Below are 24689 nucleotides of genomic sequence, written 5' to 3'. Positions count from 1 at the left end.
GCGCGTTCGCCAGGGGTTCCTCTGGCGATCGGCGTGTCGGTGGCATATACCCAAGGGACACCCATCGACGCGGTCCTCCGCGGAGGGAGTCCCCGATGTTCAAGTCGTTGCTGCTGGGCGTGGACGGCTCCGCCGCGGGAGGCGTGGCGGCGTCGCTGGCGCTGGATCTCGCCGCGCCGCTGCAGGCCAGGCTGCTTGCCGTGCATGTCGACGGGCATGATGACCACGCGACACTGCCGACGCGGGACGTTAGCCAGGGCGGCTTCCTGTCGCTGGGCGAATTCCCCCACTCGGGCGAGGATCCTCAGGTGGGGCGTCGAATCAGGGAGCGTCTCGGCCACGTCAGGCGCGCCGCGCGGGAGGCAGGCCTCGACGGCGAGACGCGCGAGCTGCACGGCCCGCTGCTCGAGACGCTGCTGCTGGCGGCCAGGGAGTGCGACCTGATCGTGCTGGGGCGGCACGGCGTGTCCGCCGAGAAGCGCTGGCATCCCCAGGCGGGGGAAGTGATACGCCACCTGCTGCATCGTGCGGAGCTGCCGGTGCTGGTGGCAGGCGTGGTCGACGAACCACTCGAGCGGGTGCTGATCGGGGTGGACGGCGGGGCCGCCATGCGTCGCGTCATGGCCAGCAGCGTCGCGCTGGCCAGCGCCCTGTCGCTGCCGGTGCAGGCCTGGGCCATCGATCGTGACAGCGCACGGGCCAGGCATCACCTCGATGCGGTGGAGCGCTACGGGGCGACCCACGGCATCGCGATCGAGACCCATGTCGCCGAGGGCCATCCGGTCGAGAGGCTGGCGGCGCTGGCCGAGGAGGGCGATCTCGTCGCCATCGGCGCCTTTGGCTCGGGGGTGCTCCACGAGTGGCTGAAGGGCTCGACCACCGCCGGCCTGCTGGCGCATACCCCCAGGGCCGTCCTGCTGCATCACTGAGCGGGGACGGCGGCTCGTTTCCGATGGAAGACCCGTTCTGGGGCCGTCAGGCGCCCAGGCCGCTCTCGCGCAGCAGCTGGTCGATGCTGCGTTCGGCCCGGCGCAGGCCGGCGCCCTCGATCATCAGCTCACTCTCGAGATTGGCGATGCCCTCGGTGACCAGGCGCTCGAGCAGTTCGTGGCGGGGCAGCCCGCAGCGCTCGGCGAGGCGTTCGAGGCGTAGTTCCTGGTCGCGGGTCAGGTGCAGCAGATGGGGCAGGGGCATGGCGATCACTCCTCCGTGGGGTCAGGACGAGTATCCCCCGACTTCCGTGACAACACGATGACCGCGGTCAATATGATCCCGTCACGGCGGCCTCGGCTTATGCCAGCCCCCGGCGCTGCATTGCATCGAGGATGATCGGCACCGGCGTCATCAGGTGCTCGCGCATCATGGATCGTGAGCGCTCGGCGTCGCGGGTCAGGATGGCGTCGACCAGGGCGGCGTGTTCCTCGCGCTTGCGTGCCAGGGCCTCGTCGGAGAGTACCGTCTCCTGCAGCCAAAGGTGGCGATAGCGCTCGACCTGGTCGAACAGCCCCTGGCGCGCCTGCATCAGGTGGGGCGAGTTGCAGCCTGCGACCACCGCGGTATGGAAGGCCTGGTGGCGGCTGTCCCAGACGTCGAGCATCTCCTCGGGACTGTGCACCTCCATGACCTTGGCCAGGGTATGGGCCTTGGCCAGCACGTCGGCCTCCCAGGCGTCGTCGCCGCGCTCGATGGCCAGCTCCAGCATCAGGCCCTCCAGCTGGGCGCGGGCATCATAGAGATCGGCCAGCTCCTCGCGCGACATCGGCGCGACCCGGTAGCCGCGCTGGCTGATGGCGACCACCAGCCGTTCGGCGACCAGCTGCGACAGCGCCTCGCGCAGCGGGCCGACGCCGAGATCGTAGCGCTCCTTGAGCCGGCTCATCAGCAGCTTCTCGCCCGGCGGGTAGACGCCGCGGATGATGTCCTGCTTGAGCCAGCGGTAGGCGCTGATGCCGAGGTTCTGTCGAGGGGTGCTGTCCATGGTGCCGCCGTTCCCTGTGATGGGAGGTCATGATACTTGATCATCGTGAGCCATGAGAATCGTCGTCACTTGCCCCGGCCTTCGTCATTTTTACGGAACGTGGATATTCTTGATCGATGCTCGGCCTTGAAGCGCCGCCCGTGGCGTACGCCGCCGCATGGGCCATGGTGCAAGTCGAGGTGTCGGGCGAGGATCGGCAGGGGGCTTTCGCGTGTCCGGTGCTCGCCAGGAGGGCTTCGACAGACGAAACGCTAAGATACCTCGGAATCCGCGTTGGATTAGTATTGTTCGCAACGCCCTCTAACGTCTCGTCTTCCGCTCAAGGAGCTGTCATGAAGCCCGAAACGCTCGCCCTGCATCACGGCTATGCCCCCGACGACCAGCATGCCGTCGCCGTGCCGATCCATCAGACCACCTCTTTCGCCTTCGACAGCGCCCAGCATGCGGCGGATCTCTTCGATCTCAAGGTAGAAGGCAATATCTACTCTCGGATCATGAATCCGACCTGTGCCGTACTGGAGCAGCGTGTGGCGGCCCTGGAGGGCGGTATCGCGGGTTTGGCGGTGGCTTCCGGCATGGCGGCCATCACCTACGCCCTCCAGACCGTGGCCGAGGCCGGTGACAACATCGTCTCGATCAGCGAACTCTACGGCGGCACCTACAATCTCTTCGCCCATACCCTGCCGCGCCAGGGCATCGAGGTGCGCTTCGCCGACAAGGACGACCTCGAGGCCCTGGAGGGGCTGATCGACACCCGGACCAAGGCGGTGTTCTGCGAGAGCGTCGGCAATCCCTCCGGGGGCGTGGTGGACCTGGCGCGACTGGCCGAGCTCGCCCATCGCCATGGCGTACCGCTGATGGTCGACAATACCGTGCCCACGCCCTTCCTGTGCCGGCCCATCGAGCACGGGGCGGATGTGGTCATCCATTCCGCCACCAAGTACATCGGTGGGCACGGCACCACCGTGGGCGGGGTGATCGTCGATTCGGGGCGTTTCCCCTGGGCCGATCACGCCGAGCGTTTCCCGCTGCTCAACGAGCCGGACGTCTCCTACCATGGCGTCTGCTATACCCGGGATCTGGGCGAGGCCGCCTTCATCGGGCGTGCCCGTGTGGTGCCGCTTCGCAACATGGGCGCGGCGCTCTCTGCCCAGTCCGCCTGGCAGCTGTTGCAGGGGCTCGAGACCCTGGCATTGCGCATCGAGCGCATCAGCGACAACGCCCTGGCGGTGGCCCGCCATCTGGAGAAACATCCGCGGGTCACCTGGGTGCATTATGCCGGCCTCGAGCATCATCCAGACCATGCCCTGACGAGCCGCTACATGCAGGGGCGCGCCTCGGGAATACTCAGTTTCGGTATCCAGGGCGGCAGCGAGGCGGGCGCGCGCTTCTACGATGCCCTGGGGCTGATCCTGCGGCTGGTCAACATCGGCGACGCCAAGAGCTGTGCCTCGATCCCCGCCGCCACCACCCATCGTCAGCTCAACGACGAGGAGCTGAAGGCCGCCGGCGTGACGGACGACATGGTGCGGCTGTCGATCGGCATCGAGCACATCGACGACCTCATCGCCGATCTGGACCAGGCCCTCGAGGCTTCGGCCTGATCGCCCTTCAGTGCGCCCTTCAGCGCGCCCTTCAGCGATAGCCGGCCAGGAAACGCTCGTCCAGCCGGCGTTTCCAGTACCAGGCCAGCCGTCCGCCCCACCAGGCGCCGCCGCGTATCGCCAGCGCCTGGCCGCGGCCCAGATCGAGGATCGACAGCGCCCGGGGCTGGGGCCGGTAGGGGCGCAGCGCCTCGCCGCGCCACCAGGCGATGAGATTGTCCCGCAGCACCGGCGCCTGGCGTACCCCGTAGACGCCGAGCCTGGGCAGTGAGTGATCGATGATGGCGGCGCAGTCGCCGGCGGCGAAGGCCCAGGGGGCCGCCGGGCTCTGCAGGCTGTCGGTGACCGCCAGCCCGCGGCCGGGAATCGTCGGCAGGCCGAGTCGCTCGATCACCGGCGGCGGCGCCAGGCCCACGGCGTGAACCACGTGCTCGGCGGCGACAAAGCGTGCGTTGTCGTCGCCGGCGGGCTGCCCCACGGGCGTCGCCATGATGCCGCCCGGCAGATGGGCGACCAGCTCGAGCCCGGTCTCGACCGTGATGCGCCGCCGGGCGAGCCGGCGCCGCAGCCAGCGCACCGCGCCTGGCGGGGCGCCCGGCAGCAGCTCCGACGACCGGGTCAGCAGGCGAATGGTCGGGTCGACGCCATGGCGGTCGGCCAGGGCCCGCAGCTGGCAGGCCGCTTCGACGCCGCTGGCGCCGCCGCCGACCACCAGCAGCCGCGGGCAGCTTCCCGCAGCGAAGTCGCGCGCCAGCCGGTGGCGCAGCGCCACCAGACGAGGGATCGGCTTGACCGGCCACACCCCGGGCCCCTCGGCATGGGCCGGCGGCGTGTTCACCGTCGAGCCGAGATTGAACGAGACGGCCGATACCGCCAGGCGTCGGCCGTCGTCCAGCCGCGCCTCGCGTCGTGCGGGATCGAGCTCGGCCAGCCGGCCGCGCAGGCCCTCGACGCCATGGCGGCGGGCGAGCGCCATGGGATCGATTCGGTCCGCGGCGGGGCAATGCTGGCCGCCCAGCACGCCGCCGGCCATGCCGGAGTACCAGAAGCCGCCGGGATCGAGCAGCATTACCCGCGGCATGGGCAGGCGCTCCCGCTGGCGGATCAGGTTCAGGTGCGCGTGGCCGGCGCCGACCAGCAGCAGGGGGGCCGTCGATGAGCGGGGCGGCGCGTCGTGAGGGGCGAGGGATGTCATAGGGTCGCCATGTGACCGGAATAGCGCCATCTTCCTCCTGCCCGCCATCCTCCGCCACCCCTGACGCAGGCTCAGCCGCCGAATTCGTGGCGGTCCCGGGCCGCCTGCTTGGGGCATCGATCACCGCGCGCACGCCGGGCTTCAGAGAGCGGTTGGCAGGCCACAGCACGTGGCGCGCTCTAGGTGCCGGCGACCTCGCCGTCTTCGGCCGCCGGCGGGGCGAGGGCCTGCGTCGGTACTTTCGGTTGACGTCCGGAGCGACAAGGCGTCAGATAAGGCCTTGAACATAAACGAGTCGGGTTCCCCGATGCGGTCGCGAACGCGGTTACCACACCTCAAGCTCCTGCTGTGCCGCTGCCTGGCGGGGCTCGTGATCGCCGCGTCGTCGGCATCGGCCGTGCCCGCGAGCGGGGCCAGCGGCACCGCGTCCGCCGGCGAGGCCTCGCGCATCCAGGTGCTGGCCTCCTATCACCGCGGCAACCTGTGGACCGACGAGCTGCTGGCCCGTCTCGACGAGGCGGCCGAACGGCTCGGCGTGCCGGCGCTCGAGGTGGACTATCTGGATGCCCGGCGCCTGGGCCGCGAACGTGCCTTCAGCCTGCAGCGCGAGCGCCTGGCAGGGCGCTTCGCGGTGACGCCCAGCGATCGTCTGCTGCTGCTCGATGATGCGGCCCTGGCCTTCTATCTCTCCCGCCCCGAGGCTTGGCGCGAGGCGTCTCGCGTGGTGGCGATCGGCATCAATGATCCGGCGCTGCAGCAGCGGGCGCGGGACGCGGGCATCAAGCGGATCGAGACCACCGAGGTGGCCGAGCCGTCGCTGGCCTTCCTGGGGCAGGCATTCGGCGCGCCGGTGCCCTGGCTGGTGCTGGGGGATGACACCGTCGTCGGCGAGGACCTGACCCGGTCCTTCGTGTCGCGGCTGCGGGCGTCCGCGTCGGGGCGGCTGGCCGGCGTGCTGTGGGACTGGACGCCGGCGGCGGTGATCGAGGCGCTGGACGCGCTGCCGGACGCTACCCGGGTGTATCTGGTCGAGGGCCAGACCACCGGCAGCGGCGATCTCGATCCGACGCGCCGGGGCTGGCTGGAGGCGCTGGCCGCCGAGGGCGTGCCGGTCTTCTGCCATCTGCCGTACCAGCTGGACCTCGGCTGCGCCGGCGGCACCCTGCTCGACACCCGGCGGGCGGCCACCCTGGCCATCGAGACGCTGCTGAGCCCGATCTTCGAACGCCAGCCCGAGCGTCAGGTCGTGGCGGAAGGCCGCCGGGTGCTGGACGCTCGCTGGCATGCTAGGGTGCCGGCGCCGCTGACCGGCGCCATCGAATGGATCGGCGTCAACGACGCCATGCGGCAGGTCGAGGATCAGCGTTCGATGCTGCTGTGGGCCGGCCTCGGTGGTAGCGGCGTGCTGGGCGGCGGCCTGCTGGTCATGGGCTGGTCGCGGCGACGCATCGCCCTTCGCCAGCGGCGGCTGATGATCGATCAGGCCAGCGGGCTGCCCAGCCAGCAGCTGTGGGAGGCCGAGGCGCCGAGCCGCGGCGGCTGCCTGTTCGAGCTCGCCTCGCCGCAGCTGCGCGAGGCCCGCGAACGTTTCGGGCTGACCGCCGCCAAGTCGATGCTGCGCGAACAGCTCCCGGCGATGCGCGAGGCGCTGCCCGCGGACTGGCATCTCTACGCGGGGCCCGGCATGAACCTGCTGGGCTGGATGCCGGCCTCGGTGCTGGCGGTGGATGTCGAGGTGCTGTTCGACGGCGTGCTGGCGCGCCTCGGCGAGCTCTCGCCCCAGCACGGCGGACAGCGGCTGAACTGGTATGCGAGCCTGCTGTGTCTCGGCGACCGGGGCGCCGACATCGCCCAGTGTCGCGATGCGCTGGACGAGGGGGTGAGGCATCTCGAACAGCGCGGCTGGTCGCAGCCCCTGCGCCGCGTCATGCCGCGAGAGCCCGGATCGGCGACGCGCTTTCGCCATCTGGCGGAGGCGATCGAGGCGCTGATCGACGCGCCGCAGTCCCAGTGGCGGCTGGTCTTCCAGCCGCAGTTCGCCACCCGGGATCATCGCCTGCTGGGCGCGGAGGCGCTGCTGCGCTGGCAGCATCCCGAGTACGGTGCCGTGTCACCGGGCGAGTTCCTGCCGGTGGTCGAGAGCCTCGGCCTGACGCGCCAGCTGGATCACTGGGTCATCCAGGAGGCCATCGACTGGTTGAGTCGGCATCGGGCGCGCCTGGGCGACGACTTCCGGCTGTCGATCAACGTCGGGCTGGCCTCCCTCGAGGACGAGGCCTTCGTGCCGGGGCTGGCCGATGCGCTGCGGGAGAGACGGTTGCCGCCCGGCCGGCTCGAGATCGAGATCACCGAGCACGCCGACTTCGGCGAGCTGGTGGGCCTCGAGCAGACGCTGGTCGAGCTGCGCCGCCTCGGCGTGCGGGTCTCGCTGGACGATTTCGGCACCGGCTATACCGCCTTCCGGCTGCTGCAGCGGCTGCCCTTCGATGCGGTCAAGCTCGACCGCGAGCTGCTCGAGGCGGCCGGGCGCCATGAGCGGGCGGTCGAGGCCTATGCGGCGATGGTGCGCTTCTGCCGCCAGCTCGGCCTGGAGATCGTCGCCGAGGGCGTGGAAAGCGCGACGCAGCTGCGCTGGCTGGCGTCGCAGGACGTGCAGCTGCTGCAGGGCTTCCATCTGGGGCGGCCGAGCGAGTCCGAGGCGTTCCTGACGCGCTGGCGCTAGCCCCGCGGTTCGGTCACGCTCAGGCGCGGGCCTGTGACGGCGCGCGGCGCTGCCAGGCCGACCAGCTGTAGAGCGCCAGGCCGATCCAGATCAGCACGAAGGTGGCGAGCTGGGTCGGTTCCAGCGGCTCGTCGAACACGAACAGGGCGATCAGGAACTGCACGCTGGGGTTCAGGTACATCAAAAAGCCCAGGGTGGCCAGGCGCAGGCGGCGGGCGGCGCCGGCGAAGGCCAGCAGCGGCAAGGCGGTGATCACCCCGCAGGCCACCAGCAGCAGCGTGGTGCGGGTGTCGGCGAGCAGATGCGACAGGCCGGCCTGGCTGAGCGCGCCCAGGGCCACCAGGCCCAGTGGCATCAGCAGCAGGGTCTCGACCAGCAGCCCCGAGAGGCCGTCCAGCGGCACCTGTTTGCGCAGCAGCCCATAGGTGCCGAAACTCAGGGCCAACACCAGGCTGATCCAGGGCAAGGTGCCGAGCAGCGCCAGCTGCAGGCCGATGGCGATGCCGGCCAGGCCCACCGCGAGCCCCTGCACCCGGCTCATGCGCTCGCGCAGCACCAGCATGCCCAGCGCGATGTTGATCAGTGGCGTCAGGTAGTAGCCGAGGCTCGCCTGCAGCACGTGCTGGGTCTCGACGGCGTAGATGAACAGGCCCCAGTTGATCGCGATCAGCACCGCGCAGCCCAGTACCCTGCCCAGCTGTCGCGGCCGGGCGAAGGCTTCGCGCACCGGCCGCCAGCGGCGCAGCACGGTCGCCACGCCGGCCAGGAACACGCACGACCACAGCACCCGGTGCACCAGGATCTCGTAGGCGGGCACGCCGTCGAAGAGGGCGAAGAACAGCGGGAAACAGCCCCACATCAGATAGGCGGCGAGGCCGTATCCCACGCCCTGGACGGCCTGGGTGTCGCGGTCGATCGAAGGCATCTTCACGTCCCTGTTCAAGAAAGCGACAGCCTATCATGCGTGCCGGCCGGCAGGGTGATGGCTGCGTCGGCGTGCGCTCTCGTTTAGGCTATGGGGGCCGTTTGATCCCCAATGGAGTCCTCGATGAGCGAACTCAGAACGACCCTGGTGCAGGCCGACCTGCGCTGGGAAGACCCCGAGGCGAACTGCCGGATGCTGGAGGCGTCGCTGGGCGAGCTCGACGGCGACGACACCGACCTGATCGTGCTGCCCGAGATGTTCGCCACCGGCTTCACCATGAACTCCCGCGAGATGGCCGAGCCCATGGCCGAGAGCGCCACGGTGGCCTGGCTGCGCGAGCAGGCGACCCGACGCGGCTGCGTGGTGACCGGCAGCGTGGCCGTGGTGGAAGACGGCGACTGCTTCAACCGCCTGATCTGGGCGCGTCCCGACGGCAGCCTGGTGCACTACGACAAGCGCCACCTGTTCCGCATGGCCGGCGAGCACGAGCGCTATGCCATGGGCCACGAGCGGGTGATCGTCGAGCTCAAGGGCTTCCGCATCCTGCTCAGCGTCTGCTACGACCTGCGCTTCCCGGTGTGGCTGCGCCAGCGGCCCGAGGCCGGCGAAGCCTTCGAATACGATGCGCTGCTGTGCGTGGCCAACTGGCCGGCGCCGCGTCGCCATCCCTGGCGGGTGCTGCTCCAGGCCCGCGCGGTGGAGAACCTGTGCCCGGTGATCGGCGTCAACCGCGTCGGCGAGGACGCCAAGGGCCTGGCCTACGCCGGTGACTCGATGCTGGTGGACGCCAAGGGCGAGCCGCTGATCGACGAGCCCCGTGATGTGGCTTTCGTCAGGACAGGGACGCTGTCGCTGGACGAACTGCATGCCTTCCGGGAGAAGTTTCCGGCCTGGCGCGACGCCGATCATTTCGGCCTGACCGATGGAGTGGGTGCCTGATGCGACTGGATCGATTTCTCTCCGAAAGCACCGAGATGACCCGCAGCCTGGCCAAGCGGGCGCTGCTCCGCGGCGAGGTCGAGGTCAACGGCGAGCGCGAGAAGAAGGCCGCCCGCCATCTCGCGGCCGATGACCGCGTTACCTGGAACGGCGAGCGCCTTGAGCTGGTCGGGCTGCGCTACGTGATGCTGCACAAGCCGGAAGGCGTGGAATGCACGGCGCGCCGCGGCCTCTATCCGCGCGCCATGGACCTGATCGACCTGCCCAAGGCCGAGCGCCTGCAGACGGTGGGGCGGCTCGATGTGGAGACCACAGGCCTGCTGCTGTTCAGCGACGACGGCCAGTGGTCGCATCGCGTGACTTCGCCGAAGCGCGGCTGCGCCAAGGTCTATCTGGCGACCCTGGCGCGTCCCCTGGAAGGCGCCGAGGCCGAGCGCGCGGTGGCGGCCTTCGCCGAGGGCATCGAGCTCGAGGGTGACGAGGCGCCGACGCGGCCGTCCGAGCTCGAGATGCTCGACCCGCTGCACGCGCGGCTGACCGTCCACGAGGGCCGTTACCACCAGGTGCGCCGCATGTTTGCCGCCATCGGCAATCACGTCGAGATACTGCACCGTGAATCGATCGGCGCGCTGACGCTGGACCCCGAGCTGGCGCCCGGGGAATGGCGCGAGCTCAGCGCCGAGGAAGTGGCGCTGTTCTGAGTGGTGAGTTCCGCCTGAGGTCGATCCTCATGTCGCGGTGATGATGCGGTTGCGGCCGGTCTTCTTGGCGCCGTACAGCGCCCGGTCGGCCAGATCGGGCAGCGCCAGGGGATCGTCGGTGTGCGCCGGGCAGGCGGCGATGCCGCAGGACAGAGTCACCGGGCCCAGCATGTGGCCGTCGTGCCAGTAGACGCGGTCGGCCAGGCTGGCCATCAGCGAGGCCGCGCGCTCCCTTGCCGTGTCGGCGCCGGCGCCGGGCAGCAGCACCACGAACTCCTCGCCGCCGATGCGGCATATCTCGTCATCGTCGCGGAAGTGCTCACGCAGCGCGACCGCGACGCCCGCCAGGATCCGGTCGCCGGCCGCATGGCCGTGACTGTCGTTGATGCGCTTGAAGTGATCGATGTCGAGCATCGCCAGCGCCAGTGGCGCCTGCCGGGTCCTGGCCCGGTGGGTTTCCTGGCGCAGGCACTCGTCGAAGTGGCGGCGATTGTGCAGGCCGGTCAACGGGTCGGTGGTGGAGTCGATCTCGAGCCGATCCACCAGCTGCTGCAGCTGCTGTGTTCGCTGCTCGACCTCCTGCTCGAGCTGCCTGTTGAGACGCTTCAGTTCACGCTGCGTATGGGCATAGTCGATCAGCGAGATGCCCGCGATGACCAGGGCAAAGGCCAGCGCCCCGGCGCTGGTCGGCACCCGCCGCCAGGGCAGCAGGCCGTGGGCCACGGCCATGTCGATCAGCAGCAATGCCCCGAAGAGGGCGAAGGCGCCCAGTATGGCCCGCTGCCGGGCATCGAACCGCCCGAGATAGGGCACGATGATCGCCAGCAGCAGGACGAGGCTGACGACCAGCAGCGCGTCGAACACCGGGAAGGTCATCGACAGCTCGACCCAGCCGAGCCCGCTGGCGCCCAGCGCGCCCACCAGATAGAGCAGATGGGCCTGCCAGATGCGGCGGATGCGTCGTGCGCGGGTGTCGGCGAACCAGTGTTCCAGCAGCAGCCCCAGCGCGACCGGCAGGCTGAAGTAGCCCGCGGCGGTGAGGCCGTCCCACAGCAGTGGGCGGTCGATCAGCAGCTGACTGGCCGGGCATTCGGCCAGAACCATGACGCCGGAGCCCAGGGCGAACAGGCCGATGGGCAGGAAGCGGCGGCGATCGTCCTGGAACCGCGCGAAGCTGCCGGCGAGCAGCGCCAGCAGCAGGCACAGCGGGCCGACGATGAGGGCATCGAGGGAATCGCGCAGCAGGTGGTCGTACAGCTCGGCCCGCTCCATCAGCCTGACCTCGCCCCACAGGCCGATGTCGGTGTAGTCGGAGTAGACCCGCAGGGTCAGGAGGCGGCCGGGGAAGTCATCGGGGAGGCGGATCATGTGCCAGGGCCAGCCGGCGAAGCGGCCGTTGCCGGCGGCGTCGAAGGTGCCGTGGTGATAGAGGCGCTCGCCGTCCAGATAGGCCTCGGCGATCAGGTCGATGCTGGTGATGTAGAGCACCGGGTCGCGCCAGTCGCCGTCGGGCAGGACCGTACGGAACCAGGCGTGGGTCTGGCCGCGGCGGCCGGGTGGGTTGGCGGGGAAGTCGATGGCCTGCCAGGCCGCGTCATCGCTCGGCTGTGTCCAGGTCGGCACGCCGTCGGCGGTCATGGGCGAGTCGCCCCAGCGATACTCCCAGCCGGCGCCCAGGTCGCGCGATGCCGCCATCGCCGAGCCGGCCCACAGGGCCGCCAGGCACAGCAGCGTCGCGGCGGTCAGCCACATCCTTGCCTGACGCATCCCGGTTCCTCTCGTTCCTTCGACACTCGGCAAGTATAGATAGGCGGCCCTTCGGTGCCAGCAAAACCGTCTCCCGGGTCGTCTCGGATTTATACCGTTATCTTCAGTCACTTCTACAGCATCATCGACTCGGTGCGGCCTGGTGATCAGGCCGCGGGGGAGGCGGCGACGCCGATGACGGCGTTCATGGTGATATTGACGACAGTCCCGCGGCCTCGACCAGGGCGCGAGTGTAGTCGGTGGTCGGCCGGGTCAGCACGGCCTCGCAGTCGCCCTGTTCGACGACCTCGCCGTCCTTGAGCACCAGCAGGCGGTGGGCCATGGCGCGTACCACGGCCAGGTCGTGGCTGATGAACAGATAGCTGAGCCCGCGCTTGCGCTGCAGCTCGCGCAGCAGGGTGACCAGCTGTTTCTGCACGGTGCGGTCGAGCGCCGAGGTCGGCTCGTCGAGCACCAGCAGCGCCGGCTCGAGGATGAGCGCCCGGGCCACGGCGATGCGCTGACGCTGGCCGCCGGAGAACTCGTGCGGGTAGCGGGCGCCACATTCCTCGGGCAGGCCGACTTCGCGCAGGGTGGCGCGCACGCGGCGGTCGACCTCGGCATCGTCCAGCTCGGGGTGGTGGAAGCGCAGCCCCTCGCTGACGATATCGGCCACCGGCATGCGCGGCGACAGCGAGCCGTAAGGGTCCTGGAACACCATTTGCAGCCGCCGCCGCTGGCGGCGCAGGGCGTCGCCGTGGAGGTGGTCGAGACGCTGGCCGTCGAAGGTGATCTCGCCGTCGCTCTGCTGCAGGCGCAGCAGCGCCAGGGCCAGGGTGGTCTTGCCGGAGCCGGATTCGCCGACGATGCCGAGCGTTTCGCCCGGCGCGACCGCGAGGTCCAGCGGCTTGACCGCCTCGAAGGCCGGCGGTCGGCGGCTGAAGAGTTTCTTCGGCCGCTGGAAGCGGATCCCGAGCCCGCGGGCGCTGAGCAGTGGGGGGCGATGGGTGAGCGGCTCGGGGCGGCCGGTGGGGTCGGCGGCCAGCAGCTCGCGGGTATAGGGGCTCTCGGGGGTCTCGAACACCCGCGACACCGGGCCGGTCTCCTGGACCCGGCCGTGGCGCATGACGCAGACCCGATCGGCGTGGCGGCGCACCAGGTTGAGGTCGTGGGTGATGAACAGCATGCCCATGCCGTGGGTGTCGCGCAGCTCGGCCAGCAGCGCCAGGATCTCCTGCTGCACGGTGACGTCCAGCGCGGTGGTCGGCTCGTCGGCGATCAGCAGCCGCGGGTGGTTGGCGATGGCCATGGCGATCATCACGCGCTGACGCTGGCCGCCGGAGAGCTGGTGGGGCCAGGCGTCCAGCAGCTCCTCGGCGCGGGGCAGCTGGACCTGCTCGAGCAGCTCTCGGGCGCGTCGGCGGGCGGCCGCGCCGCGAAGCCCCTGGTGCAGGCGCAGGGTCTCGCCGATCTGGCGGGCCACGGTGTGCAGCGGGTTGAGCGAGGTCATCGGCTCCTGGAACACGAAGCCGACTCGTCCGCCGCGGATCGCGCGCCAGTCGCGCGTCGATAGCCGCGCGAGATCGGTGTCGCCGAGCCGGCGCGTCCCGCTGACCCGGGCCCCGGGGGGCAGCAGGCCCAGGGCGCCGAGCGCCGATACCGACTTGCCGGAGCCGGACTCGCCGACCAGCGCCAGGGTCTCGCCGGAGCGCACCTGCAGCGACAGCGCCTCGACCACCGGGGCGTCGTCGAAGGCGATGGTCAGATCCTCGAGGCGAAGCAGGGTCTCGTCGCTCATCTGGCGCTCCCCGTGGCGGTCTGGCGCTCGCCGTCGGCCGGCTCGGCCTTGCCGCTGGCGTGCTGGATGTGGCGCGGATCGAAGGCGTCGCGCAGGCCCTCGCCGATGAACACCAGCAGCGACAGCATCACCGCCAGGGTCAAGAAGGCGGTGATGCCGAGCCACGGCGCCTGGAGGTTGTTCTTGCCTTGGGCCACCAGCTCGCCCAGCGACGGCGAGCCCGGCGGCAGGCCGAAGCCGAGGAAGTCCAGGGCGGTGAGGGTGGTGATGGCGCCGGTGAACAGGAACGGGATGAAGGTCAGGGTGGCGACCATGGCGTTGGGCAGCACGTGGCGGCGCATGATGATCCGCGACGGCAGGCCCATGGCCCTGGCGGCGCGCACGTATTCCAGGTTGCGGGCGCGCAGGAACTCGGCACGCACCACGTCGACCAGCCCCAGCCAGGAGAACAGCAGCATGATGCCGAGCAGCCACCACAGGTTCGGCTCGACCAGGCTGGCCAGGATGATCAGCAGGAACAGCACCGGCAGGCCGGACCAGATCTCGATCAGGCGCTGGCCGATCAGGTCGACCTTGCCGCCGAAGTAGCCCTGCACGCCGCCGATGGCGACGCCCAGGGCCAGCGAGCCGGCGGTCAGCACCAGGGCGAACACCACCGACAGGCGGAAGCCGTAGATCACCCGGGCCAGCACGTCGCGGCCCTGGTCGTCGGTGCCCAGCCAGTGGCGGGCGTCGGGCGGCGAGGGCGCCGGATGATCGAGGTCCTGATCCAGGGTGTCGTAGGAGAACGGGATCGGCGGCCACAGCATCCAGCCGTCGGCCTCGATGGCCTCGCGGGTGTAGGGGTCGCGATAGTCGGCCGGGGTGGGCAGGAAGCCGCCGAAGGCGCTGTCCGGGTAGTCGACGATCAGCGGTGCGTACCACTGGCCCTGGTAGTTCACCAGCAGCGGCCGGTCGTTGGCCACCAGCTCGGCGCCGAGGCTGACCACGAACAGCGCCATGAACAGCCACAGCGACAGGCGCGCGCGGGGGTTGCCGCGGAACACCGCCAGCCGGCGGCGGGTGATGGGAGAGAAACGCTCGCTCAGTGCCATGCTCAGGACTCCCGGGTCTCGAAGTCGATGCGCGGGTCGACCCACACGTAGGTCAGATCCGAGACCAGCTTCAGGATCAGCCCGATCAGGGTGTAGAGATACAGGGTGCCGAAGATCACCGGGTAGTCGCGCTGCATCACCGCCTCGAAGCCCAGCAGGCCGAGGCCGTTGAGCGAGAAGATCACCTCGATCAGCAGCGAGCCGGTGAAGAAGATCGCCACCAGCGCCGAGGGCAGCCCGGCGATGATGATCAGCATGGCGTTGCGGAACACGTGGCCGTAGAGCACGCGGCGGTCGCTGGCGCCCTTGGCCCGGGCGGTCAGCACGTACTGCTTGTGGATCTCGTCGAGGAAGCTGTTCTTGGTCAGCATGGTCAGGGTGGCGAAGCTGCCGATCGCCGAGGCCAGCACCGGCAGGCTGATGTGCCAGAAGTAGTCCTTGACCTTGCCCCAGGCGGAGAGATCGCTGAAGTCCGGTGAGGTCAGGCCGCGCAGCGGGAACACGTCCCAGTAGCTGCCGCCGGCGAACAGCACGATCAGCAGGATGGCGAACAGAAAGCCCGGGATGGCGTAGCCGACGATCACCAGCCCCGAGCTCCAGACGTCGAAGCGCGAGCCATGGCGGAGCGCCTTGCGGATGCCCAGCGGGATCGAGATCAGATAGACCAGCAGGGTGGTCCAGAGGCCCAGCGAGATCGATACCGGCAGGCGTTCGAGCATCAGGGTGGTGACCGGCTCGCCGCGGAAGAAACTCTCGCCCAGGTCGAAGGTGGCGTAGTCGACGAGCATGTCGAGGAAGCGCTGGTAGGCCGGCTCGTCGAAGCCGAACTGGGTCTCGAGGCGGTCGATGTACTGCTGTGGCACGCCGCGGGCGCCGCGGGATTCGCCGCCGCTGCCCGCGCTGTCGCCGCCGCCGCCCTCGAGACGGGTGCTGGCCTGGGTCGACAGGCCCTCGAAGCGGGCCAACATCTGGTCGATGGGGCCGCCAGGGGCGGCCTGCACGATGAGGAAGTTGAGCAACATGATCCCCAGCAGGGTGGGGATCATCAGCAGCAGGCGGCGCAGTATGTAGGCGGCCACGGAGTGTCCTTAGGGCTTCTATGAAATCTCAACGAATGATGAGCCTTCGCGGCGACAAGCCTTCGCGAGGACGCGGTAAACCCATCCCTGGGCGCTTCTTTTGACGCCCCTGTCAAAAGAACCTCGCTTCGCCTTGTCCCCGGCGCTCATCTGCCAGCAGCATCGTGCCTCGAACCTGTATCACCGATTCCGCTGTCGGGCCTCGATCTCGGCGCCGCGCTCGGGGTCGACCCACCAGGCGTCGAGGTCGAGATTGTACTCGGGGAAGGGCTCCTTCCAGCCGAACTTGTCCCAGACCGCGATGCGGGTGCTGTCCAGATGCCACTGCGGAATGACGTAGAAACCCCAGCGCAGCACCCGGTCGAGGGCCCGGGCGGCGGTGTCCAGCGCCTCGCGGCTGTCGGCGGCGATCAGCTCGTCGACCAGGGCGTCGATCGCCGGGTCGGCCAGGCCGATCAGGTTGCGGCTCTGCGGCGCGTCGGCGTACTCGCTGCCCCAGAACTCGCGCTGTTCGTTGCCCGGGTTGGCGGACTGCGGGAAGCCGCCCACCACCACGTCGAAGTCGAAGCGGCGCAGCCGGTTCAGGTACTGGTTGACGTCGACGATGCGGATGTCGCCCTGCACGCCGAGCCGCGCGAGGTTGCGCAGCAGCGGCTGCACGACGCGTTCGAACTGGGTGTCGTAGAGCAGCACCTCGAAGGCCAGCGGCTCGCCGGTCTCGGCGTTGACCAGGGTGCCGTCCTCGCGGTTCTCGTAGCCGGCGGCATGCAGCAGGCCGAGGGCCTCGCGCAGGCGGCCGCGCATGTCATCCGGCCGCTCGACGGGCAGCGGTTCGTCGAACACCCTATCGGGCAGCGCGTCGCGCCAGGGCTCGAGCAGGGCCAGCTCGGCCTCGCCAGGCAGCCCCTCGGCGGCCATCTCGGAGTTCTCGAAGTAGCTGTGGGTCCGCTCGTAGGCGCCGTAGAAAAGGTTCTGGTTGAGCCACTCGAAGTCGAAGACCAGGTTCATGGCCTCGCGCACGCGCACGTCCTGGAAGATGTCGCGGCGGGTGTTCATCACGTAGGCCTGCATGCCGGCGGGCTGGCCGTCCGGCACCTCCAGGCGCTCGACGAAGCCGTCGTCGGCGGCCGGGAAGTCATAGGCGGTGGCCCAGTTGCGCGCGCTGGACTCGATGCGCATGTCGAGGTTACCGGCCTTGAAGGCCTCGAGCGCCACGGTCTGGTCGCGATAGTAGTCGTAGACCAGCCGGTCGATGTTGTGGCGACCGCGATTCACGGCCAGGTCGCGGCCCCAGTAGTCGTCGATCCGTTCGTAGACGATGCGTCGACCGGGGTCGACCTCGGCGATGCGGTAGGGGCCGGAGCCGAGCAGGGCGTCGCGGGTCGGTCGCTCGAAGTCGCGGCCGTCCCAGTAGTGGGCCGGCAGGATCGGGATCTGGCCGAGGATCAGCGGCAGCTCACGGGATTTGCTGTCGGCCAGATCGATATGCACGGTGTCCTCGTCGACCGCGCGGACATCGCGCACGTCGGCGTAGTAGGCGGCGTAGAACGGCTGGCCTAGCTCGGTGAGGGTGTCGAAGCTGAAGATGACATCTTCGGCGGTGACCGGTTCGCCGTCGTGGAAGCGGGCATCGGGATCGAGGTCGAACTCGATCCACTGGCGGTCCGGGTCGAGGCGGATGCCCTCGGCCAGCAGCCCGTACATGCTGAAGGGCTCGTCGGGGTTGGCCACCATCAGGGTGTCGTAGATGGCATTCAGGCCCGAGGCCGGAGTGCCCTGGATGATGAAGGGGTTGGTGGAATCGAAGCTGCCGCTGGCGCCGCGGGTCAGGGTACCGCCCGTGGGCGCGTCGGGATTGACGTAGGGGAAGTGGTCGAAACCCGCCGGCAGCGCCGGGTCGCCGTAGAGCGCGAGCCCATGGCGGGTGGGCACGTCAGCCGGGTCCGCGGCCAGGGCGGGCGTTGCCGCCAGGGCCGCCGTCAGCAGGACGATCGATCGCATCGGTCAGCATCCTTGTACCAGGTCGGGGGGCGATGGCCCCCCTGATCATCTACCGGAAAGTGTCAGCTGCTGGCCGGGTTGTAAAGCGTTGGGGCTGTCCAGGCCGTTCCAGCGGGCCAGGTCGGCGACCGCCACGGCGTACTCTGAGGCGATGCCGGAAAGGGTGTCGCCGCGCCGCACCACGTGGATCTCTCCCGCGGCGCCGCCGCTCGGGGCGGTGCTTTCCAGGGCCGCCAGCAGCGGTTCGGCATTGTCGACGGGCACCAGCAGCTCGCTGACCTGGCCGGGATGAGCGGTGTCGCCGCGCATCCCGGGGTTCAGTTCGGCCAGCTGGCTGGTCGGCACGCCGGCCAGCTCCGCGGCCTCGCCGAGGCGGACGGGGCGTGTCACCGGCACGCGTTCGAAGGCCGGTGTGCCCTCGATCTCGGGCAGCGTCACGCCGTAGCGCTCCGGCTCACCGACGATGGCGGCGATGGCCAGCAGCTTGGGCACGTAATCCATGGTCTCGTTGGGCAGGTCGAGATCCCAGTAGTCACCCCGCTTGCCCTGGGCCAGGGCGCGGCGCTGGGCACGGTTCACGGTGCCGGCCCCGGCGTTGTAGGCGGCCAGCGAGAGCTCGATGTTGCCCTCGTACCACTGGTCGGCCTGATACTCGATGTAGTCCAGCGCGGCCTGGGTGGAGCGCACCACGTCCAGGCGGCCGTCCCAGCTGCCGGAGCGGTTCAGCCCCAGGGCATCGCCGGTGCGCGGCATGATCTGCCACAGGCCGGCGGCGCCGAAGTGGCTGCGCGCCTCGGGATCGAAGGAGCTCTCGACGAAGGGCACCAGGGCGATCTCGCCGGGCAGGCCGCGGCCCTCGACCCGTTCGAGGATCCACGCCAGCCAGGGGCGGGCGCGCTCGGCGATTTCGGCGACGTTGTGCGGCTTGGCACTGTACTCGTCGATCCAGTGCTGAACCCGAGCGTGGCCGGCGCCGTCTTGCCACTGATCCTTCCACTGGAAGGTGTCGCGCAGACGCGACCAGGCGTCGGCCGGCTGCAGCTGCAGGTGGCTCCAGAAGGTGCGCTGGCCCTCCGGTTCGCCGCGGTGAACCGGTGCGAAGCTCGGGGTATCGGCGCCCATCTGTCCGGCGGGCAGGGTCGATGCCTTGGTGTAGGCGCCGGCGATCAGGGCGCCGGTCATGGCGATCGTGCTGGCGAATCCGAGGAGTCGCCGGCGCGATGTGTAATAGGTCATTCAGGGCCTCCGGGGCGGGCGTTGCCGTCCGTGAATCAGGCGGGCAACGCGAGTTGCCGGGTGGGTCTCAGAAGTCGTCTTTCCAGCCGCGCAGGGTGGCGAAGGTCGTCACGGCGTCGGTCGTGTCGCCCTGGGGGGCGGCGGCCCGACGCACACCGGCGTCCTCGCAGCGCAGGAAAGGGTTGATGCGCCGTTCCCGCCCGATGGTGCTGGGCAGGGTGGGGCGCTCGAGCTCCCGGGCCCGCCGGCACTCCTGCTCGGCGGCGTCGATGTCGGGGTTGTCCGGGTCGGCGGCCTTGGCGAAGGCGAGGTTCGCCAGGGTGTACTCATGGGCCGCGAAGACCAGGGTATCCTCGGGCAGGGCCGTGAGGCGCGCCAGCGAGGCATGCATCTGTTCGGGGGTTCCTTCGAACAGACGTCCACAGCCGGCACTGAACAGGGTGTCGCCACAGAACAGCAGCGGCGGAATGCCGGCGGTGAAGAAAGCGATGTGATCCAGGGTATGGCCCGGGACCTCGATGATCTCGAACAGGCGCCCGATCACCCGAACCTCGTCACCGGCGCCGACGCGTTCGTCGATGCCCTCGATGGCGGGGTTGTGCGGTCCGATCACCCGCGGCGAGTAGCGCTGGATCAGCTCGGGCAGCCCGCCGACGTGATCCGGATGATGATGGGTGACGAGAATGCTGCCGAGGGTCAGTCCCTCGCGCTCCAGGGTCTCGATCACCGGGGCGGCATCACCCGGATCCACCACGCAGACCTGGGGGCTCGTGTCCTGCCGCAGCATCCAGATATAGTTGTCGCTAAAGGCGGGAATCGGTGTCACGCTCAACATGGGCTCGGGGTCCTCGCGCCGGGGCCGGTGATGTCCGAGGCCGGTGGCGCCTTGAATCGGGTCTGTGCAAAATCGAGTACTCTGGAGAGATGAACGGATCATGTCAAATTCGCAGGAGGCGATGCGCATGGCGCGGCTGGTGCGAGAAGGCCGCCATTACTGGGCCGGCGCCGCCGGGCAGGGCGTGTGGCAGGCCCAGCGCGCCTGCCTCGGCCCGCTTTGCGAGCGCTGGTTCGGCCCCCACGGACTGGAGCTCGGGCTGGCGCCGAGCCTGGCCGACATGTGTCCGGTGCGTCATGCGCTGCGCTGGTCGCCGACCCGGGAGCTGGCCGCCGACGAATCCACCCTGGTCTGCCCCCTCGATGCCCTGCCGCTCCCCGACGACTGCCTGAGCCTGGTGGTGGTGCATCACCTGCTCGAGATCGCCCCCGATCCTCATCATCTGCTTCAGGAGGCGGCCCGCGTGACCGCCGACGACGGCCATCTGATCCTCTTCGGCTGGCACCCCTTCGGCCCCAGTGGCTGGCGGCGCTGTCGGTCCGCCCGGCGGCGGCAGCTGCCCGGCCGCGGACGCTGGCGCACGCCCGGGCGTCTCGCCGACTGGCTGGCGTTTGTCGATTTCGAGGCCCGCCGGGTAGACTATTGCGGCTTTCGCCTGCCCGGCAGTCCGGCCCGGAACGCCCGGCTCGAGACCCTCGGGCGCCGGTACAACCTGCCGCTGGGCGACAGCTACATGATTCATGCGCGGCGCCGGTCCCAGCTGGTCCAGCCCGGGCGCGGCCGGGTGGTCTTTCCGACGCCGCTGGCCGGCTCGGCGCTGGGCAACGTGTCCGGCCGGTCCGCCACCGACGAAGGTAAGCAAGGGTGACAGACCAACCACAGTCAGGGGCGTTGCCCGACGTGACGATCTATACCGACGGCGCCTGCCGCGGTAATCCCGGCCCCGGCGGCTGGGGCGCGCTGCTCTGCAGCGGCCCTCACGAGAAGCCGCTCAAGGGCGCCGAGGAGAAGACCACCAACAACCGCATGGAGCTGATGGCCGCCATCATGGCGCTGAAGGCGCTGACCCGGCCGTGCCGCGTCGAGCTGTGGACCGACTCGGAATACCTGCGTCGCGGCATCACCGAGTGGATTCACGGTTGGATCAAGCGCGGCTGGAAGACCGCCTCCAAGCAGCCGGTCAAGAACGCCGAACTGTGGCGCGCCCTCCACGAGGAAGCACAGCGTCACCGCGTCGAGTGGCACTGGGTCAAAGGTCACAGCGGCCATCCCGGCAACGAGCGCGCCGACAGCCTGGCCAACGAGGCCATCGACGAGATGCAGGCCAAGGCCTGATGCTCGCCCAAGAACGCCGATTTCCCCACAGGTAACGCCCCATGCGTCAGATCATCCTGGATACCGAGACCACCGGCATCGACCCCCGCGACGGCCACCGCCTGATCGAGATCGGCGCCGTGGAGATGGTCAATCGCCGGCTGACCGGCAACACCTATCACCAGTTCATCAATCCGCAGCGCAGCATCGATGCCGAGGCAGTGGCGGTGCACGGCATCACCGACGAGCGGGTCGCCGACGAGCCGCTGTTCGCCGAGATCGCCGACGAGTTCTGGGCCTTCATCGAGGGCGCGGAGCTGGTGATCCATAACGCGCCCTTCGACGTGGGCTTCATCGACCACGAAATCGGCATGCTGAACCAGGCCCGCGGCGAGCCGCGTCTGGGCCCGGTGGCCGATCATTGCCGCATCCTCGATACCCTGCAGATGGCGCGGGACAAGCATCCGGGCCAGCGCAACAATCTCGATGCGCTGTGCAAGCGCTACGACATCGCGAACGGGCACCGGGTGCTGCACGGCGCCCTGCTGGATGCCGAGATCCTGGCGGACGTCTACCTGGCGATGACCGGCGGCCAGACCGCCCTGTCGCTGGACGCCCGCGCCGGTGACGGCGACGAGTCCGCGGCCAGCGGCGGGTTGAACATCCGTCGGGTGGCGCTGACGCCGGGCAGCCTGACGGTCCAGGCACCGGACGAGGCCGAGTGGCAGGCCCATCGCGACAAGCTGGCGACCGTCCGCGAGGCCGGCGGCGAATGCCGCTGGGACACGCTGGAGGGGTGGCCGGGTCGGGAGACCTCCTGATGCTGCGTCGCGAACTGCCCCATGAGGAAGCCGCGGGTCGGGTGATTCGCCTGGCCCGGGGACGCATCGCCCCGGGCACAGACGGCGGCCCGCTGCAGCCCTGGCAGCCCTGGCCCCCGGCCATGCAGCCGATGTGCTGGTGGCACGACGCGCCGGTGGCGCTGTCGGTGGAGGAGACGCCCGGCGACGACTGGATCGAGGGGCGGGAGTGGCTGGCGCGGCTGCCGGAGTCCTGGTTCGCGCTGGTCTCCACCGCGCTGCAGGTCGGCGCCTGGCTGCGCCATCATCGCTTCTGCGGCAGCTGCGGCGCGCCGGCCTCGCGGCTCGACCACGAGTTCGCGATGCACTGCGAGCGCTGCGGTCATCGCAACTATCCGCGCATCTCGCCGTGCATCATCACCCTGGTGACCCACGGCGAGTCGCTGCTGCTGGCGCGCAGTCCGCGTTTCCCCCCGGGGCGCTACTCGACGCTGGCCGGCTTCATCGAGCCGGGCGAATCCGCCGAGGAGGCGGTGCACCGCGAGGTATTCGAGGAGGTGGGGCTAACGGTGGGGCGGCTGCGCTACTTCCAGAGCCAGGCCTGGCCCTTCCCGCACTCGCTGATGCTCGGCTACTTCGCCGAGGCGGCCAGCCGGCGCATTCGCATCGACGGCCACGAGATCAGCGACGCCGCCTGGTATTCGCCGCGTCGGCTGCCGCAGCTGCCGCCGCCTCACTCCATCTCGCGGGCGCTGATCGAGACGCACCTGGCCGAGGTCGGCGTGCGGCCTTGAGGCGAAATCGCCCGCCCTCGGCTCAGTCGCGGCGGGGAAACAGGCCGCCGAGCTTGGTCGCCAGCATGACGTTGCCGGTGGCCTTGAGGCGGCCGCTCATGACGGCGCTCATGCCGCTGATCTCGCCGCTCATCACGCCCTTGAGGGTCTCGGTGCTCAGGCTCAGGCTGACCGACGGCTCCTCGTGAACGCCCTCCTGAACGTCCAGCGCGCCGTCGCGCACCACCAGGTGATAGTCGCCGGCGTCGCTGAAGTGAAACTGGAACACCTCGTCCATGCCGCGGGCGGCCTCGGGATCGAAGCGGGCATGGAGCTTGTCGAGGGTGCTGTCGGACATCGGGGGTCTCCGGAGACGTGAAAGATCGATCCGCGAGAGTAGGGAAAAGCGTCGGAGCCATCAAGCCGGTCGGCTTGTCGCGGCGTCCGCCGCTGGGCAGGATGAGGGGCAGCCCAGCGGCGAATGACGCCGCGAGGGATGGACACTTCGAAGGAGAGACACGGTGAACGAGTGGCTGACGGATTTCGGCATGTTCCTGGCCCAGCTGGTGGCGGTGGTGGTCATCGTGGCCCTGGGCGTGATGGTGGTGATGCGCTCGCGCGGCGGCGAGAGCGAGCGGACCCGGCTGCGGGTCGAGGAGCTCAACGGCGATCGCCGTCGCCGCCGTCGCCGACTGCAGCTGGCCGCCAGCGAGCCCGGTGCGCGCAAGCGGCTGCAGAAGGCCTTTCGACGCGATGACAAGGCGCGCGGCAAGCACAAGGACGATGCCGGCGGCGACGTCGCCGGTACGGTCTGGGTGCTGGACTTCCACGGCGACCTGAAGGCCAGTGCCACCGGGCGCTTCGCCGAGGAGGTGTCGGCGGTGCTGGACGTGGCCGGCGAGAAGGACGAGGTGGTGGTGCGCCTGGAGTCGCCCGGTGGGCTGGTGCACGCCTACGGCCATGCCGCCGCCGAGCTCGACCGCCTGCGTCAGGCGGGGCTCTCCACCACGGTGTGCGTCGACAAGGTGGCGGCCAGCGGCGGCTACCTGATGGCCTGCTGCGCCGACCGGCTGCGGGTGGCGCCCTTCGCGGTGCTGGGCTCGATCGGGGTGGTCGCCCAGGTGCCCAACCTGCATCGCCTGCTCAAGCGCCACGACGTCGACGTGGAGGTGCTGACCGCGGGCCGCTACAAGCGCACCCTGACGGTATTCGGCGAGAACACCGAGGAAGGGCGCGAGAAATTCCTGGAAGACCTCGAGAACGTGCACGGGCTATTCAAGCATTATGTCGCCGAGCGTCGCCCGGACCTGGACATCGAGGCGGTGGCCACCGGTGAGAGCTGGTACGGCCAGCAGGCGTTGCCACGGGGCCTGGCCGACGAGATCGGCACCAGCGAGGCCTATCTCGTCGAGCGCATGAAAGAGGCGCGGGTGGTCTCGTTGCGCCTGGAGCGTCGCCAGCCCCTGCCGGCAAGGCTGGGTCTGGCGGTGTCCGACGGCGTGGAGCGTGGCGTGGAGCGGGTCGTCGAGAGCCTGGAGGCGCGCGGCTGGCAGAAGCGCTGATCCTGCGGGGCCTCGGTGTCAACCGCTTCCCGGTCTCAGTGGTTCCCCAGTTCCATTCGGGCGAGGGCCGACAGCAGGATCCTCGCCCGGTCGCCGTTGAGCGAATAGTAGATGGTCTGCGACGCGCGCCGGGTGCTCACCAGGCTCTCGCGTCGCAGGATGGCCAGATGCTGGGAAAGGGCGGACTGGCTCAGCGCCAGCTGGTGGTTGAGCTCCGTGACCGACAGCTCCTGCCCGTCCAGCAGGCACAGGATCCTCAGCCGGTTGTCGTTGGCCATCGCCTTGAGCAGGGCGCTGGCCTGGTCGATGACGTCATCCCCGTCGTGCAGCAGGCCATCGGCCTGGGCTTGCGAAGTGCTCATGATGTATCACCTCTCATGCTGCCAT

General features: G+C 69.7%; 23 protein-coding genes. 10 read left to right on the top strand and 13 right to left on the bottom strand.

The features are described 5' to 3' along the window. Window positions 1-95 precede the first annotated feature (95 nt). Window positions 96-929 (top strand): universal stress protein, encoded by an 834-nt coding sequence (locus tag ACGTNF_RS03690; RefSeq protein WP_394600464.1) that lies wholly within the window; start codon window positions 96-98, stop codon window positions 927-929. Window positions 930-975: 46 nt separating this feature from the next. Here the strand turns inward: ACGTNF_RS03690 and ACGTNF_RS03685 are convergent, their stop codons facing one another. Together ACGTNF_RS03685 and csiR are read right to left on the bottom strand one after the other, a co-directional pair. Beyond that, complete coding sequence (locus ACGTNF_RS03685; RefSeq protein ID WP_016854991.1) at window positions 976-1194, bottom strand: ribbon-helix-helix protein, CopG family; 219 nt, start codon at window positions 1192-1194, stop codon at window positions 976-978. 97 nt (window positions 1195-1291) lie between these two features. After that, entirely contained in the window at window positions 1292-1978 is a 687-nt protein-coding gene (gene csiR, locus ACGTNF_RS03680; RefSeq protein WP_394600463.1) for a DNA-binding transcriptional regulator CsiR, read from the bottom strand. 332 nt (window positions 1979-2310) lie between these two features. Here csiR and ACGTNF_RS03675 point away from each other — a divergent pair, with 332 nt between their 5' ends. Next, window positions 2311-3582, top strand: coding sequence for an O-acetylhomoserine aminocarboxypropyltransferase/cysteine synthase family protein (locus ACGTNF_RS03675; RefSeq protein WP_394600462.1), 1272 nt, complete (start codon window positions 2311-2313; stop codon window positions 3580-3582). A 31-nt stretch (window positions 3583-3613) separates the two neighbouring features. On the opposite strand, the gene ACGTNF_RS03670 is transcribed toward ACGTNF_RS03675, so the two are convergent. Beyond that, on the bottom strand, window positions 3614-4777 hold the full coding sequence (locus ACGTNF_RS03670) for an NAD(P)/FAD-dependent oxidoreductase (protein ID WP_394600461.1): 1164 nt from the start codon (window positions 4775-4777) through the stop codon (window positions 3614-3616). A gap of 307 nt (window positions 4778-5084) precedes the next feature. Between ACGTNF_RS03670 and ACGTNF_RS03665 the strand changes: the two genes are divergently transcribed. After that, window positions 5085-7499 (top strand): EAL domain-containing protein, encoded by a 2415-nt coding sequence (locus tag ACGTNF_RS03665; RefSeq protein WP_394600460.1) that lies wholly within the window; start codon window positions 5085-5087, stop codon window positions 7497-7499. 19 nt (window positions 7500-7518) lie between these two features. On the opposite strand, the gene rarD is transcribed toward ACGTNF_RS03665, so the two are convergent. Further along, window positions 7519-8424 carry an EamA family transporter RarD gene (gene rarD, locus ACGTNF_RS03660; RefSeq protein ID WP_394600459.1) on the bottom strand — a complete coding sequence of 302 codons (906 nt, stop codon included), beginning with the start codon at window positions 8422-8424 and terminating at the stop codon, window positions 7519-7521. Window positions 8425-8547: 123 nt separating this feature from the next. Between rarD and ACGTNF_RS03655 the strand changes: the two genes are divergently transcribed. Together ACGTNF_RS03655 and ACGTNF_RS03650 are read left to right on the top strand one after the other, a co-directional pair. Further along, complete coding sequence (locus tag ACGTNF_RS03655; protein WP_394600458.1) at window positions 8548-9363, top strand: amidohydrolase; 816 nt, start codon at window positions 8548-8550, stop codon at window positions 9361-9363. Then, window positions 9363-10064, top strand: a complete 702-nt coding sequence (locus tag ACGTNF_RS03650) for a pseudouridine synthase (RefSeq protein WP_394600457.1) — start codon at window positions 9363-9365, stop codon at window positions 10062-10064. Before ACGTNF_RS03655 ends, ACGTNF_RS03650 begins: the two co-directional genes overlap by 1 nt. A gap of 27 nt (window positions 10065-10091) precedes the next feature. Here the strand turns inward: ACGTNF_RS03650 and ACGTNF_RS03645 are convergent, their stop codons facing one another. From ACGTNF_RS03645 to gloB, 7 genes are all read right to left on the bottom strand, one after another. After that, a complete protein-coding gene (locus ACGTNF_RS03645) occupies window positions 10092-11831 on the bottom strand; it encodes a GGDEF domain-containing protein (RefSeq protein ID WP_394600456.1) in 1740 nt (579 codons plus the stop codon). 184 nt (window positions 11832-12015) lie between these two features. Next, window positions 12016-13608: an ABC transporter ATP-binding protein gene (locus ACGTNF_RS03640; RefSeq protein WP_394600455.1), complete on the bottom strand. Its 1593-nt coding sequence runs from the start codon at window positions 13606-13608 to the stop codon at window positions 12016-12018. Then, on the bottom strand, window positions 13605-14702 hold the full coding sequence (locus tag ACGTNF_RS03635; protein WP_152478989.1) for an ABC transporter permease: 1098 nt from the start codon (window positions 14700-14702) through the stop codon (window positions 13605-13607). The genes ACGTNF_RS03640 and ACGTNF_RS03635 overlap by 4 nt, the downstream gene beginning before the upstream one ends. Before the next feature lie 2 nt (window positions 14703-14704). Continuing rightward, the gene (locus ACGTNF_RS03630; RefSeq protein WP_394600454.1) at window positions 14705-15781 is read right to left on the bottom strand and encodes a microcin C ABC transporter permease YejB; all 1077 of its coding nucleotides are present in this window, start codon (window positions 15779-15781) and stop codon (window positions 14705-14707) included. Between the two features lie 180 nt (window positions 15782-15961). Continuing rightward, a complete protein-coding gene (locus ACGTNF_RS03625; protein WP_394600453.1) occupies window positions 15962-17782 on the bottom strand; it encodes an extracellular solute-binding protein in 1821 nt (606 codons plus the stop codon). Between the two features lie 45 nt (window positions 17783-17827). Further along, window positions 17828-19018, bottom strand: a complete 1191-nt coding sequence (locus tag ACGTNF_RS03620; protein ID WP_394600452.1) for a transglycosylase SLT domain-containing protein — start codon at window positions 19016-19018, stop codon at window positions 17828-17830. Window positions 19019-19085: 67 nt separating this feature from the next. Further along, window positions 19086-19853, bottom strand: coding sequence for a hydroxyacylglutathione hydrolase (gloB, locus tag ACGTNF_RS03615; protein ID WP_394600451.1), 768 nt, complete (start codon window positions 19851-19853; stop codon window positions 19086-19088). 100 nt (window positions 19854-19953) lie between these two features. On the opposite strand from gloB, the gene ACGTNF_RS03610 reads away from it, so the two are divergent. The 4 genes from ACGTNF_RS03610 to nudC are packed head-to-tail and all read left to right on the top strand — an operon-like array spanning window position 19954 to window position 22761. Beyond that, a complete protein-coding gene (locus ACGTNF_RS03610; RefSeq protein WP_394600450.1) occupies window positions 19954-20721 on the top strand; it encodes a methyltransferase domain-containing protein in 768 nt (255 codons plus the stop codon). A 23-nt stretch (window positions 20722-20744) separates the two neighbouring features. Further along, window positions 20745-21188, top strand: a complete 444-nt coding sequence (gene rnhA / locus ACGTNF_RS03605; RefSeq protein WP_016854975.1) for a ribonuclease HI — start codon at window positions 20745-20747, stop codon at window positions 21186-21188. A gap of 41 nt (window positions 21189-21229) precedes the next feature. Next, a complete protein-coding gene (dnaQ, locus tag ACGTNF_RS03600) occupies window positions 21230-21988 on the top strand; it encodes a DNA polymerase III subunit epsilon (RefSeq protein WP_394600449.1) in 759 nt (252 codons plus the stop codon). Further along, complete coding sequence (nudC, locus tag ACGTNF_RS03595) at window positions 21988-22761, top strand: NAD(+) diphosphatase (protein WP_394600448.1); 774 nt, start codon at window positions 21988-21990, stop codon at window positions 22759-22761. Before dnaQ ends, nudC begins: the two co-directional genes overlap by 1 nt. Window positions 22762-22783: 22 nt before the next feature. On the opposite strand, the gene ACGTNF_RS03590 is transcribed toward nudC, so the two are convergent. Then, window positions 22784-23098: an SCP2 sterol-binding domain-containing protein gene (locus ACGTNF_RS03590; RefSeq protein ID WP_394600447.1), complete on the bottom strand. Its 315-nt coding sequence runs from the start codon at window positions 23096-23098 to the stop codon at window positions 22784-22786. A gap of 163 nt (window positions 23099-23261) precedes the next feature. On the opposite strand from ACGTNF_RS03590, the gene sohB reads away from it, so the two are divergent. Next, entirely contained in the window at window positions 23262-24302 is a 1041-nt protein-coding gene (gene sohB, locus ACGTNF_RS03585) for a protease SohB (RefSeq protein ID WP_394600446.1), read from the top strand. Between the two features lie 35 nt (window positions 24303-24337). On the opposite strand, the gene ACGTNF_RS03580 is transcribed toward sohB, so the two are convergent. Beyond that, a complete protein-coding gene (locus tag ACGTNF_RS03580) occupies window positions 24338-24664 on the bottom strand; it encodes an ArsR/SmtB family transcription factor (RefSeq protein ID WP_394600445.1) in 327 nt (108 codons plus the stop codon). Window positions 24665-24689: the final 25 nt, after the last annotated feature.

Origin of the sequence: Halomonas sp. B23F22_10 (assembly GCF_043496975.1) — a bacterium.
Taxonomy (GTDB): domain Bacteria; phylum Pseudomonadota; class Gammaproteobacteria; order Pseudomonadales; family Halomonadaceae; genus Halomonas; species Halomonas smyrnensis.
This window is presented reverse-complemented; position numbering and strand designations above follow the sequence as displayed.